15 protein-coding genes are annotated in these 12,566 nt (G+C 72.6%); 7 read left to right on the top strand and 8 right to left on the bottom strand.

The features are described 5' to 3' along the window. Together AB0N31_RS32215 and AB0N31_RS32210 are read right to left on the bottom strand one after the other, a co-directional pair. Positions 1-660: maltotransferase domain-containing protein (locus AB0N31_RS32215; protein ID WP_366062029.1), on the bottom strand; the 660-nt coding region annotated here is incomplete at its 3' end. A 72-nt stretch (positions 661-732) separates the two neighbouring features. Beyond that, entirely contained in the window at positions 733-1,029 is a 297-nt protein-coding gene (locus tag AB0N31_RS32210) for a DUF5133 domain-containing protein (RefSeq protein WP_366062028.1), read from the bottom strand. Between the two features lie 294 nt (positions 1,030-1,323). On the opposite strand from AB0N31_RS32210, the gene AB0N31_RS32205 reads away from it, so the two are divergent. Both AB0N31_RS32205 and glgX read left to right on the top strand, forming a co-directional pair. Then, positions 1,324-1,833: a pep a2 gene (locus AB0N31_RS32205; RefSeq protein WP_366062027.1), complete on the top strand. Its 510-nt coding sequence runs from the start codon at positions 1,324-1,326 to the stop codon at positions 1,831-1,833. A gap of 26 nt (positions 1,834-1,859) precedes the next feature. Further along, positions 1,860-3,977, top strand: coding sequence for a glycogen debranching protein GlgX (glgX, locus tag AB0N31_RS32200; RefSeq protein WP_366062026.1), 2,118 nt, complete (start codon positions 1,860-1,862; stop codon positions 3,975-3,977). A gap of 16 nt (positions 3,978-3,993) precedes the next feature. Here the strand turns inward: glgX and AB0N31_RS32195 are convergent, their stop codons facing one another. Next, the gene (locus AB0N31_RS32195) at positions 3,994-4,800 is read right to left on the bottom strand and encodes a VOC family protein (protein WP_366062025.1); all 807 of its coding nucleotides are present in this window, start codon (positions 4,798-4,800) and stop codon (positions 3,994-3,996) included. Positions 4,801-4,903: 103 nt separating this feature from the next. Here AB0N31_RS32195 and AB0N31_RS32190 point away from each other — a divergent pair, with 103 nt between their 5' ends. Beyond that, entirely contained in the window at positions 4,904-5,254 is a 351-nt protein-coding gene (locus AB0N31_RS32190; RefSeq protein WP_366062024.1) for an ANTAR domain-containing protein, read from the top strand. Positions 5,255-5,312: 58 nt separating this feature from the next. Here AB0N31_RS32190 and AB0N31_RS32185 read toward each other — a convergent pair whose 3' ends face one another. Further along, positions 5,313-6,104 (bottom strand): RNA polymerase sigma factor SigF, encoded by a 792-nt coding sequence (locus AB0N31_RS32185; RefSeq protein WP_366062023.1) that lies wholly within the window; start codon positions 6,102-6,104, stop codon positions 5,313-5,315. 207 nt (positions 6,105-6,311) lie between these two features. Between AB0N31_RS32185 and AB0N31_RS32180 the strand changes: the two genes are divergently transcribed. Both AB0N31_RS32180 and AB0N31_RS32175 read left to right on the top strand, forming a co-directional pair. Next, entirely contained in the window at positions 6,312-6,440 is a 129-nt protein-coding gene (locus AB0N31_RS32180) for a hypothetical protein (RefSeq protein WP_366062022.1), read from the top strand. Between the two features lie 172 nt (positions 6,441-6,612). Continuing rightward, positions 6,613-7,131 (top strand): hypothetical protein, encoded by a 519-nt coding sequence (locus tag AB0N31_RS32175; RefSeq protein ID WP_366062021.1) that lies wholly within the window; start codon positions 6,613-6,615, stop codon positions 7,129-7,131. 25 nt (positions 7,132-7,156) lie between these two features. Here AB0N31_RS32175 and hemC read toward each other — a convergent pair whose 3' ends face one another. The 3 genes from hemC to AB0N31_RS32160 form a co-directional block, all read right to left on the bottom strand. Further along, positions 7,157-8,092 carry a hydroxymethylbilane synthase gene (gene hemC, locus AB0N31_RS32170; protein WP_366062020.1) on the bottom strand — a complete coding sequence of 312 codons (936 nt, stop codon included), beginning with the start codon at positions 8,090-8,092 and terminating at the stop codon, positions 7,157-7,159. A gap of 173 nt (positions 8,093-8,265) precedes the next feature. After that, positions 8,266-9,042, bottom strand: coding sequence for an NPP1 family protein (locus AB0N31_RS32165; protein WP_366062019.1), 777 nt, complete (start codon positions 9,040-9,042; stop codon positions 8,266-8,268). A gap of 421 nt (positions 9,043-9,463) precedes the next feature. Beyond that, on the bottom strand, positions 9,464-10,156 hold the full coding sequence (locus AB0N31_RS32160; protein WP_366062018.1) for a response regulator transcription factor: 693 nt from the start codon (positions 10,154-10,156) through the stop codon (positions 9,464-9,466). 402 nt (positions 10,157-10,558) lie between these two features. Here AB0N31_RS32160 and AB0N31_RS32155 point away from each other — a divergent pair, with 402 nt between their 5' ends. Continuing rightward, complete coding sequence (locus AB0N31_RS32155; RefSeq protein ID WP_366062017.1) at positions 10,559-10,948, top strand: hypothetical protein; 390 nt, start codon at positions 10,559-10,561, stop codon at positions 10,946-10,948. Beyond that, a complete protein-coding gene (locus tag AB0N31_RS32150; RefSeq protein ID WP_366062016.1) occupies positions 10,945-11,415 on the top strand; it encodes a peroxiredoxin in 471 nt (156 codons plus the stop codon). Before AB0N31_RS32155 ends, AB0N31_RS32150 begins: the two co-directional genes overlap by 4 nt. Before the next feature lie 179 nt (positions 11,416-11,594). Here the strand turns inward: AB0N31_RS32150 and AB0N31_RS32145 are convergent, their stop codons facing one another. Then, complete coding sequence (locus AB0N31_RS32145; RefSeq protein ID WP_366062015.1) at positions 11,595-12,428, bottom strand: aldo/keto reductase; 834 nt, start codon at positions 12,426-12,428, stop codon at positions 11,595-11,597. Positions 12,429-12,566: the final 138 nt, after the last annotated feature.

Raw genomic sequence — 12,566 nt, 5'->3', positions numbered from 1 at the left:
CGTGCCGTGCGGACGCTCGGGGGTCCCCTCCGAACGCGGGAAGAACTCGTACCAGGAGCCGTACAGCGCCCGCTCCCGCTCCACCAGCAGGGGCATGGCGGCACTCGCGGAGACGAACTCCCGGAAGGGGTGGCGGGCCAGGACCTCGTCCACCTCGGGCGCCAGCGCCGCCGCGTACCGCTCGGTCACCGGGAGCGAGTCGTCGAGCAGCCTGCGCGCCGCCTCCCGCACCACGGTCCGCGCCGGACCGCGCGGCACCCGGGCCGCCGCGCGCTCGTAGAGGTGCCCGCCCTCCTCCAGGACCAGCCCCGTGTCGATGCCCGCGGGAATCTTGATCTCCGCGTGCCGGCGCCAGGTCGTGACGGGATCGCTCCAGGCCTCCACGGTGTACGTCCAGCGGCCCACCTCGTCGAGCGTCACCTCGGCACCCCAGCGGTCGGTGCCCGGCGCGAGTTCACGCATCGGCGTCCACGGTCCACGGCGGCCGTCCGGGTCCTTGAGGACCACGTTCGCGCCGATGGCGTCGTGGCCCTCGCGGAACACCGTCGCGGTGATCTCGAACGTCTCGCCGCTCACGGACTTGGCCGGTCGACGGCCGCACTCCACGCGCGGACGGACGTCCCGCACCGGGATACGGCCGATCGCTCTGGTGGACCTCACGCTGCACCTCCGCTGTACTGAAAAAGGTTTCTGTCGCCCGCTGTTGGTGCCCCGGCCGAAGCGGCCGGGGTGTTACCGATCCGCCGTCAGACGCAGCGTCGGCCGGGTCGTCGCGAGCCGCGCGACGCCGTTCCTGCGGATCGCCCCGCCGCGCAGGAGGCGGGTGTCCGCGCCCGCGCGCAGGTACTGCTCCGCGGCGTCCGCGGCCTCCCGCGCGCAACGCTTGCCCATCAGCACGCACAGGGTGTATCCGCAGTCCTCGAAGGTGGCCCGCACCGCGCGGTCGCCCGGGCGCGCGAGCATCACGCGTTCCCAGGCGCGGTAGCTGCGCAGACGTCTGGCGACTTCGGTCTTCGCTGGTAGCAGCATGGCGCTGTTCACCTTCCGGGAGTTCGAGAGGTACGTCGCCCCGCGGCGAGCGGGTCGGCCATGTAAGCAGAGGTGCGAAACCGTCAAACCTCCCGAGGCCTTCACTTATGGTGCACGGCCCACCACCCAACGTCCTGTTGGATCTTGTCCGTGGTGCGCTCGTGTTGCACGAATGGCGTAGCAGCCTCACTGTGGTTGTGACTCAGGAGCGACCAATGCTCACGCTTCGTGTTCGAGGCTCGGCCCGCCGGGCCGAGAAGGAGCGGAGCCTCGCCGGTGAGGAGACGAACGACGATGAAGACCGCAGTTCCCTGCTACTACCACCTCGACGTGGACGTGAGCCCGGACCGGGTCCGGCAGGTCAGGCGCATCCTGGCCGCACACCTGAGGTACTGGGACCTCGAAACGCTCGTCGAGCCCGTCTGCGGTGGGACCGAGATGCTGCTCAGTGCCATCGACGAGCACGCCACGGACAAGCACACCTCCGTCGAGCTGTGGTGGAACGGCCAGCACCTGATCACGGCGGTCGGCGGTGACGACCGGGACCTGCGCCCGGACCAGGACCTGCGCGCCTGCCTCGAGAGCATCGCCGCCACGAGCGACGGCTGGGGCTGCTGCGCCACCGACACCGGCAGCAAGGTCATCTGGTTCTCGCAGCGCGCCCGCGCCGGCGAGCGCGTCCCGCTCGTGCCGACCCTCCCCGAGCGGAACCTGCGCGAAATGCTCAAGGTGCCGCGCGAACTGCCGGTCGCGGCCCTCGCCGCCGCGGAACAGACGCACGGCGTCCTGGAGGGCGCCCGGTGACCTCCCGGCCGTACCGGAGTGCAGGGGTGCCCGCCTGGAGCGGGCGCCCCTACCCGTTGGGCGCCGACTTCGACGGGAACGGCACCAACTTCGCCTTGTTCAGCGAGGTCGCGCACCGCGTCGACCTCGTCCTCCTCGACGACGACGGCAGCAGCCGCGAGGTGCCGGTGACCGAGGTCGACGGCTTCGTCTGGCACGCCTACCTGCCCGGCGTCGGCCCCGGGCAGCGCTACGGCTACCGGGTCCACGGCCCCTGGGACCCGGCCGCCGGCCACCGCTGCAACCCGGCCAAGCTCCTGCTCGACCCCTACGCCCGAGCCGTCGACGGACAGATCGACAACCACGCCGCACTGTTCGAACGGGCCGGGGAACGCCCCGACCCCGGGGACAGCGCCGGACACACCCTGCTCGGCGTGGTCACCGACCCGGCCTTCGACTGGGGCGGGGACCGGCCCCCACAGCGCTCCTACGCCGACACGGTGATCTACGAGGCCCACGTGCGGGGCCTGACCCGCACCCACCCCGACGTCCCGCCCGAACTGCGCGGCACCTACGCGGGCCTCGCCCACCCCGCGGTCACCGGGCACCTCACCTCGCTGGGCGTGACCGCAATCGAGCTGATGCCCGTTCACCAGTACGTTCAGGACGGCTTTCTGACGGACCGGGGCCTGTCCAACTACTGGGGTTACAACACCATCGGCTTCTTCGCCCCGCACAACGCCTACGCCGCCCACGGCACCCGCGGCCGGCAGGTCGCCGAGTTCAAGGCGATGGTGAAGGAGCTGCACGCGGCCGGCCTCGAAGTCATCCTCGACGTCGTCTACAACCACACCGCCGAGGGCAACGAGAGGGGCCCCACCCTCTCCTTCCGCGGCATCGACAACGCCTCGTACTACCGCCTGGTCGACGGGGACTGGTCCCACTACTACGACACCACCGGCACCGGCAACAGCCTGCTGATGCGCCACCCCCACGTCCTGCAGCTGATCATGGACTCGCTGCGGTACTGGGTGACCGAGATGCACGTCGACGGCTTCCGCTTCGACCTCGCGGCCACCCTGGCCCGGCAGTTCCACGAGGTGGACCGGCTCTCGGCGTTCTTCGACCTGATCCAGCAGGACCCGGTGATCAGCCGCGTGAAGCTGATCGCCGAGCCGTGGGACGTCGGCGAGGGCGGCTACCACGTGGGCAACTTCCCGCCCCTGTGGTCGGAGTGGAACGGCCGCTACCGCGACGCCGTACGGGACTTCTGGCGGACCGAGCCGGGCTCGCTCGGCGAGTTCGCCTCCCGCCTGACCGGCTCCGCAGACCTGTACGCCCACAACCGGCGCCGCCCGCGCGCCAGCGTCAACTTCGTCACCGCGCACGACGGGTTCACCCTGCGTGACCTCGTCTCCTACAACGACAAGCACAACGAGGCCAACGGCGACGACAACCAGGACGGCGAGAGCGACAACCGGTCCTGGAACTGCGGGGCCGAGGGCGACACCGACGACCCGGCCGTACTGGAACTGCGCGCCCGCCAGCAGCGCAATCTCCTCGCCACCCTGCTGCTGTCCCAGGGCATCCCGATGATCTGCCACGGCGACGAGATGGGCCGCACCCAGCGCGGCAACAACAATGCCTACTGCCAGGACAACGAGGTCTCCTGGATCGACTGGCGGCCGACCCGGGAGCGGCGCGACCTCGTCGACTTCACCCGGCGTCTCGTCGCCCTGCGCTCGGCCCACCCCGTGCTGCGGCGCCGCCGCTTCTTCCGCGGCGAGACCGTCACCCACGCCGGGCAGCCGCTGCCCGACCTGGTGTGGCTGCTGCCGGACGCCCGCGAGATGACCGACCGCGACTGGCAGCGCTCCGACGCGCACTGCGTGGGCGTGTTCCTGAACGGCGACGCCATCGCCGAACCCGACCCGCGCGGCCGGCCCGTCGTCGACGACTCGTTCCTGCTGCTGCTCAACAGCTACTGGGAGCCGGTCGTGTTCCGGCTGCCCGGTGCCGGGTACGGGGAGCGCTGGGCGGTCTGCGTCGACACGGTGGAGCCGGACGGCGGCCCGGACGAGACGGAGTACAAGGCGGGCGCGGAGGTGACGGTGGAGGCCCGCGGCCTCATCGTGCTCTCGAGGCCGCCGCGCCGCTCGGAGTAGGCGGCCGCACGGGCGCTCAGCGGCCGCGGCGCGAGGTCACCGTGAACTGGGCGCCGTCGGGGTCGCGCAGTACGGCCTCGTCGGCGCCCTTGGCCAGCACGCTGCCGCCGTGCCGTTCGGCGTCCCGCGCGCAGGCCGCCGCGTCCGGCACCGCGAAGTGGACCTGCCAGTGCGGCCGGATCGTCGGGTCGGGTGCCGCCTCCAGGGCACCCGACTCGATCCGCGCCACGATGTCGCCCCGGCTGCGCAGCACCACCTCGCCGCCCTCGTAGTGCACCTCGCAGCAGCCCGGCCGGTCGCTCGCCCAGTCGAGGATCTCGCCGTAGAAGATGGCGGAGTCGAAGGCATCACGGGTGTGCAGCCGGATGAACGCGGGGGCGGCCTGCCGCCAGGCCTCCCAGTTGCCGACCAGGGAGCCCTCCCAGACGCCGAAGGTCGCGCCGTCCCGGTCGGCCAGCAGCGCCGCCCGGCCAGGCGGCAGCGAGATCGGTCCGACGGCGACCGTGCCGCCCCGCTCCCGCGCGCGGGAGGCCGCCACGTCCGCGCTCGGCACGGCGAAGTACGGCGTCCAGGCCACCGCCATCTGCCACACCGACGCGACGCCGGCGATGCCGGCCACGGGGACGCCGTTCACCAGGGCCGTGCGGAAGTGGTCGCCGAGGCTGCCCCGACGCCAGTCCCACCCGAGGACGGCCCCGTAGAACCTCTGGGTGGCCTCCATGTCCCGGCTGGTCAGGCTCACCCAGCAGGGCGCGCCGAACACGGAGTGCGTGGAGACGACCTCCGTCGCACCGGAGGCGGCATGAGAGCGGTGATGGTTCATGGCACTCGCGTTCCTGGTCGATCGGCGGCCTGCGGCATGCCACCAGTGTCCCGCCGGACCCTTCCACGGCGCCTGCCGAGCGGCCCGGTGGCACGATGGGGGTGTGCGCCGAGTACCGAGCGAATCCCGTGGTGAAACGGACCGCATCGTCGAACTCCAGCGGGAGGTCGGCCGGCTCAAGGACGCCGTGGCCTCGCACGCCGTGGTGGACCAGGCGATCGGGGTGATCGTCGGTCTGGGACGGATGACGCCGGACGGGGGATGGACGGTGCTGAAGGAGGTCTCCCAGCACACGAACATCAAGCTGCGCAACGTCGCGGAGCTGATCCTCCTCTGGGGCCGCAGCGGGCAGATGCCCGACGAGATCCGTGCGGAGCTGGAGGACGCGGTGGACCGTCACGGCCCCACCCGGATTCCCGGTGCGCCGCCGCTGGAGCGCCGTCCGCCGCGGTGACGTCCGGTCCGCGCCCGCCCCGCCGTCGTCCGCCGCGGTGACGGGCGCCCGTGCCGCGTCAGTGGGGGCCGGCGGCGATCTCCTCGCGCAGCCGCTCGAAGCATCCGCTCAGCAGCCGGGAGACGTGCATCTGCGAGATGCCGAGCTGCTCGGCGATGCTGCTCTGGGTCATGCCGCCGAAGAAGCGCAGGTACAGGATGGTCCGCTCGCGTTCCGGCAGGGCCCGCAGGCACGGGGCGACGGCCACCCGGTCGAGGACGGTGTCGTACCCCGGGTCGGGGTCGCCCAGGGCGTCCTCCAGCGCGTAGCCGTCGGTGCCGGGCATCTCGGCCTCCAGCGACAGCGCGGAGAAGCACTCGAGGGCCTCCATGCCGGTGCGGACCTCGTCCTCGGTCAGCTGCGCGTACTCGGCGATCTCGGCGATGGTCGGGGCCCGTCCCGACGTGGTCTGGGAGAGGTCCTTCGTGGCGTGCCGCACCCGGTTGCGCAGGTCCTGGACCCGGCGCGGGACGTGCAGCGTCCACATGTGGTCGCGGAAGTGGCGCTTGATCTCGCCGGTGACCGTCGGCACCGCGTAGGCCTCGAAGGCGCGGCCGCGGTCCGGGTCGTAGTGGTCGACGGCCTTGACGAGTCCGAGGGCCGCCACCTGGTAGAGGTCTTCGAGGGACTCGCCGCGCCCGCGGAAGCGGACGGCTATGCGTTCGGCCATGGGCAGCCAGAGGCGGACCAGTTCGTCGCGGAGCGACTGGCGTTCGGGGCCGTCGGGGAGCCGGGCGAGCCGGACGAAGGCCTCGGCGGTGTCCGGTGCGTCGTCGTGGGGGTGCTGCTTGGTTCTGACGGTGGGACGCATCAGGCGTGCCTCCCTCAGGTGGGTGCCGGTGGATGGACGGACACCGTGGGAAGCACGCTCGCTCGGACCTTGGGGAGATCTCCCGGGGCCCGTCGGCGGGTTCCCACGGAGGTGCCTCCTGTCCGAAGCACTTCCGGGCTGATGCCCGTTATGAGCGATCTAAAACAGATCATCGCATTTGCTCCGGCTGGGTGCATTTTATCCCCCGTGCGGCCGTCCGTCGGCACCGGCCCTGCCGGCCGGGAGAACGTCTTCCTCTTCACCCGCGTCCTCGCCGGGACGCTGGTGAACGCGTCGCCCCGGCCCTCGGTGCCGTCGATCTTGTCCGCGACGTGATGTGCGGCACTCCCGCCGTGCCGTCCGCGCGGCCCGGAACGGGATTCTTCCTGCGCACGGCTTGATCACCGATCAAAAGGGGTGAAGGCCCTGGCCACACCGCATTCCGCTCATTTGACAGTGCGCTGAGCCCACGGATAGGAAGCAGCCCGTAGAAGTCGAGAGGTGGACTGTGTACGAGCCGAACGTGGTCGGGGACTGGCACGAGTACGACGAGCATGCCGGTCTGCGGGTCCGCGTCCACCGTCTGGAGCGGGCGGAGCCGCCCCGGGGACGCGACGACGCGGCCGAGGGGCTGACGTATTTCACCCTGCGGGTGACCGTCGAGAACCGCGGCGAGCAGAGCTTCGGCGTCCACCTGGAGGACGGGCAGATCGACGTGCGGATCGGCCCCGACGGCGAGAGCGCCTTCATCGACTGGCGCAACTCGCAGTTCATCGAGGGGTTCGACGTCTACCCGCTGCGCCGCGCCACCGCCGTGCTGTACGCCGCCGGGCCCGAGGCCGCGCTGGGCCAGGTCGACGTGCAGATCCAGCTGCGCGTCGACGAGGAGTGGGCCGGGCGGCGGATGTGGGTCGGCGGTGTCGGCCTGCACGAGGGGGCCGCCGGGGCCCCCGCCGCGGTCCGCGACAGCCTGGCGCGCCAGGTGAGCAACTTCCTGCGCGACCAGGCCGAAGAGGGCACCGCCTGACGCCCCGCCCGACGCCCCGTCCCGCTCAGTGCGGGATGCCGTCGATGATCTCGCGGGCGCCCTGACGCAGCAGCGCGACGGCCACCGACGTGCCGAGCGTGGCCGGGTCCAGGCGGCCCGCCCACTCGTGGGCGTTCAGCCGGGTCTTGCCGTCCGGGGTGAACACGCAGGCCCGCAGCGAGAGTTCACCGCCGCGGTCCACCTGTGCGAAACCGGCGATGGGGCTGTTGCAGTGGCCCTGCAGGACGTGCAGGAACATCCGCTCGGCGGTGGCCTCCCGATGGGTCGCGGGATCACCGAGCCCGCTGACCGCGTCGATCAGCTCGCCGTCGCCCGCACGGCACTGGAGGGCGAGGATGCCCGCGCCGATGGGCGGCATCATCGTCTCCGGCGAGAGGACCTCGCTGATCACGTCCGGCCGGCCGATGCGCTCCAGGCCCGACACCGCGAGCAGCAGCGCGTCCGCCTCGCCCGCCGCGAGCTTCGCCAGCCGCCGGTTGGCGTTGCCGCGGAACGGCACGCACTCCAGATGCGGGTGGGTGGTGGCCAGTTGGGCGACCCGGCGCACCGAGGAGGTGCCGATCCGGGTCCCCGCCGGGAGTTCGTCGAGGGTGAGCCCGCCCGGGTGCACGAGGGCGTCCCGGATGTCGTCCCGCTTCAGGAACGCCGCGAAGACGGTGCCGGCCGGGAGGGGCCGGTCCGCCGGGACGTCCTTGACGCAGTGCACCGCCAGATCGGCCTCGCCGGCCAGCAGGGCCGCGTCGACCTCCTTGGTGAACGCGCCCTTCCCCTCGACCTGGGACAGGTCTCCCAGCCACTTGTCGCCGGTGGTCTTCACGGGGACGACCTCGGTGCGCACACCGGGGTGCAGGGCGGCCAACTCCGCGCGGACGCGCTCCACCTGGGCCAGTGCCATGGGCGAGTCGCGGGAGACGATGCGGATCAGTTCCGGAACGGACATGCGGGACACGATAGACCCTCGGGAGGGCCGCCGTTCGACGCTCGGGGCGAAGCGCGTCCCGGCCCGGACACGGGACCGCGCCGGGAGCGGGTGCGCCGGTCCGGGGCCGGTCCCGCGGCCGGACCCGCGTCCCGCTCGGGTCCTGCGCCCCGGGACCGGACCCGGTCACCGGGTCACGCGTACGCGTCGAAGGTGATCCCGGACGGCTTGGCCGAGTTGAGGTGGTTGCCGAAGCTGTCGTCCCTCAGACCGAAGTGGGCGCTGCCGAAGTCGTAGGCGGCCAGCTTCTCGCGCACGCCCGCCGGGTAGCCGTTCCAGCCGACCAGCGGCGGGTACTGCCAGGTGCCCTTGTGGTTCTCCGGCGGTTCGTCGCCCGAGCCGGCGAGCCGGAAGCAGTGCGTGCTGATGCCGTCCTTGTGGTAGACGACCTTCGCGTGGGTGCCGTCGAAGCGGACCCCGGAGGCGGCGGTGACGGTGAACGAGCCGTGATTGGACGTCGAGACGTACTTCACCGCGTTGTTCTGCACCCACACCACGACGTGCTCCCAGTCGTGCCGGTGCCCGCCGATGCTGGTGCCCGCCAGCGCCTGGTCCTTCTCGAAGTACAGGCCGTACAGGTAGGCGCACCAGCCGTTGTTGCACTTGTAGCGGGAGTAGCTGTTGGTGTTGTCGAGGTCCGAGGCGTCACGGCAGTTGCCGTTGAGGGCGCCGGTCGGGTTGAGGCCGCCGTTGACGGTTCCGTCGGGGCCGATCGCGGGGGTCGAGTAGCAGCCGTCCGTGTCGTAGTCGAAGGCGGGCAGGTACGCGCGCTCGCCCGCTTCGGCGTTGGCCGGGAGGGCCGTGGGCGGGGCGGCGTGGGCGACCGTGGGGACGGCGACGACGAGCGCGGCGGCACCGGCGAGCCCGGTGAGCCATCTCCTGCGGTGCTTCTTGAACGTGGGTGACGACACTGCGTCCTCCTCAGGACCGGGCGCAGCCGAACGGCTGTGGGGGAAAAGGGAGTTCAGCTTCCCCGATCTCCAGTTCCGCGCCAAGGGGTCGCGGGCGTCCCGGTGGTGAAGCGCAGCCCAATAAATGGCTTCTGACACCATGTCGGCAGGCTTGGGGGACGTCCGGGAGGTCGGCCGACGGCTCCTCGGGTGTCGGATCGGTGCGCAGCCGGAGCCGGAGCCGGAGCCAGGACGGCCGGCGCAGGCCGGGCGCGGCGCCGGGAGTACGGCACCCGCGGCAGGGAGCCGTCCGCCGGTCACCTCAACGCCGAACGGCACCAGGTGCACGGAGGCGGTCGCGGCGGGCCGCGCCGCCTTCACCGGCGTCCGGGCCGGACCCGTCCAGGACCGGGGCAACGGGAAGCCGGCGCGGCCCCGCCGGTCAGAGCTGGTTGCCCGGCGGCAGCGGCGGGGCCTGGACCAGGCCCGTCTGGTAGGCGATGACGACCAGTTGGGCACGGTCGCGGGCGCCCAGCTTGGTCATGGCACGGTGGACGTGGGTGCGCACGGTCAGCGGGCTCACGAACAGCTTCTCGGCGATCTCGTCGTTGGAGTGGCCCTCGGCCACCCAGGCCATCACCTCGCGTTCGCGTGCGGTGAGCACGGACAGGTCGTCGGGCGCGGCGAGTCGGGCGCCCTCGGCGGGGGAGGTGAGGAAACGGGTGATCAGGGCGCGGGTGGCGAGCGGGGACAGCAGGGACTCGCCGCAGGCCACGGTGCGGATGCCGTCGAGGAGGGCGTCGGCGGTGACGTCCTTGCCGAGGAAGCCGCTCGCGCCGGAGCGCAGCGCGGCGGCGACGTACTCGTCGATCTCGAAGGTCGTCAGGATCAGCACGCGCGTGGCGGACAGGTCCGGGTCGGCGCAGACCGCGGCGGTGGCGGCGAGTCCGTCGGTGCCGGGCATGCGGATGTCCATCAGGACGACGTCCGGCCGGTGCTCGCGGGTCAGTCCGACCGCTTCGGCGCCGTCGGCGGCCTCGGCGACGACCTCCATGTCGTCGCAGGAGTCGATGAGGATGCGGAAGGTGGCCCGCAGCAGGGCCTGGTCGTCGGCGAGCAGTACGCGGATGGTCATGGGGTCCGTTCTCGGGGTCCGTGCCGCGGGCCGGCCGGGGTACCCGGCCGTGGTCCGGTAGGGGGCTGCTCCATGGTGACGGACGTGACGCCCCGTGTCGTCGTGCGGTCGCCGCACATCCGGCGTACTCGTCCCGCCGTACGGTCCGCCGCGCCCGTCCGCCGCGAGGGGACTCCGGCCGATCGCCCAGCGGTACCCCGGCGAGTCGCGGCGCCCCCGCCCTTTCCCCCGCACGGCCGACGACCCTCTGGCCCGCGCCGCCGGCGCTGACTCCGGGCAGCCGGCCGGGGCACGGGCGGACCCCACCTGAGGCCGGACCCCGCGCCGTGGGCCGGACCCCGCCGACCGAGCGGTCTCTACTCTCCGGTAATCTCGCGCGCCAGGCCGTCAGAGGAGAGAGCCGTGCCCCGGTCCCACCGTTCACCCCTGTTGCTCGCGGGCCTCCTGGCCTCCGCGGGCGTCGCCCACTTCGCCGCGCCGCGCACCTTCGACGCGATCGTGCCGCGCTCCCTGCCGGGTTCGCCGCGGACCTGGACGTACGCGAGCGGCGCCGTCGAACTGGCCCTGGCCGCCGGTGTCGCCCTGCCCGCGACCCGCAGGAGGGCCGCGCTGGCGACGGCCGCGCTCTTCGTCGGCGTCTTCCCCGCCAACGTCAAGATGGCCGTGGACTGGCGCCACCGCCCGGCCCCGTTCAAGGCCGCCGCCGTCGGCCGGCTGCCCCTTCAGGTGCCCCTCGTGCTGTGGGCCCGCAATGTCGCACGGAACACGCGGAAGACGGAGGGAACCCCGTGAGCAAGGCACTCGAGACCGGTGACCTGGTCGAGGACTTCGCACTGCCGGACGAGACCGGCACCGTCCGCAAGCTCACCGAACTGCTCGCCGAGGGACCCGTCGTCCTCTTCTTCTACCCCGCGGCCCTCACCGCCGGCTGTACCGCGGAGGCCTGTCACTTCCGCGACCTCGCCGCCGAGTTCGCCGCCGTCGGCGCGCGTCCCGTCGGCATCAGCGGCGACTCCGTCGACCGGCAGCAGGAGTTCGCCGGCCGCCACACGCTCGGCATGCCGCTGCTGTCCGACGCCGACGGCACCGTGCGGGAACGGTTCGGCGTGAAACGCGGCTTCTCCCTGGCCCCCACCAGACGCGTCACCTTCGTCATCGGCCAGGATCGCACCGTCCTGGCGGCCGTCCGCAGCGAACTGCGGATGAACACCCACGCCGACCGCGCCCTGGAGGTGCTGCGCGCCCATCGCGCCCGGTAGCCGTACGGGGCCGTGGTGCCGCCGTGGCCCCGGTCTGCCCTCGGCCCCGGCGGGCGTCCTGCGGGCCGTACCCGCGCCGCCCTCCCGCCGTCCTGGCGGGAACCCTCCGCCGCCGGGCGCGCCTTCGCACGCGGGTGTCCATGCCGGCGCCGGCCCGCGCCCCGGGCGGGCGCCCCGGCTCAGAACTCCTCGTGGTCCTCCGGATCCCCGCCCAGCCGCCGGGGCACGCGGTCCGCGATCGCCGCCATCTGTGCCGCCCCCAGCTCGAAGCCGGACACGTCCAGGTTGGCGCGCTGCCGCTCCGGGTCCGAGGACTTCGGGACGGGCACCGCGCCGAGCTGGAGGTGCCAGCGCAGGACGGCCTGGCCGGGAGTGACGCCGTGGGCCTCGGCGACGGAGACCACGGCCGGGTCCTCCAGCAGGGCCGAGCCGCGGCCCAGCGGGCTCCAGCTCTCCGTGACGATCCCCTTGGACGCGTGGAAGGCGCGCAGCGCGTCCTGCGGGAAGAGCGGGTGCAGCTCGATCTGGTTGACGGCGGGCAGCACGCCCGTCTCCTCCTCCAGCCGCTCGATGTGCGCGGCGGTGAAGTTGGAGACGCCGATCGACCGGACCAGCCCCTCCTCCCGCAGTTTGATCATGGCGCGCCAGGAGTCGACGTACTTGTCGACGCGGGGCAGCGGCCAGTGGATCAGGTACAGGTCGATCCGGTCGAGGCCGAGCCGTCGGCGGGACTCCTCGAAGGAGGCCAGCGTCTCGTCGTGGCCGTGGTGGCGGCCCGGCAGCTTCGTCGTCACCACGATCTCCTCGCGCGGCACCCCGCCGCGCGCGATCCCGCGGCCCACGCCGCTCTCGTTGCGGTAGTTCGTCGCCGTGTCGATCAGGCGGTAGCCCAGGCCGAGCGCGCCCACCACCGCCTCCTCCGCCTGCGCGTCGTCCATCGGCCAGGTGCCGAGACCGATCGCCGGCAGGGTCGTTCCGTCGTTGAGCGTGCGGGCGGGGACGTGGTTCACCATCAGGCCTTCCCTCGGCTGTGTCGTCCTTCCACCCTCGCCGACGGGCCGGGGATCGATCAACCGGAGGGGCGGGGACGGAGGCGCTGTCGTCACGTCGTCGATTCGCTGTCACGATCTCCGAGGAGCCGTACCGGCTGC

This window comes from Streptomyces sp. NPDC051051, from assembly GCF_040682975.1.
Taxonomy (GTDB): Bacteria; Actinomycetota; Actinomycetes; order Streptomycetales; family Streptomycetaceae; genus Streptomyces.
Note: the sequence above shows the minus strand (reverse complement) of the source record. Positions and strands in the feature narration are given on the sequence as shown.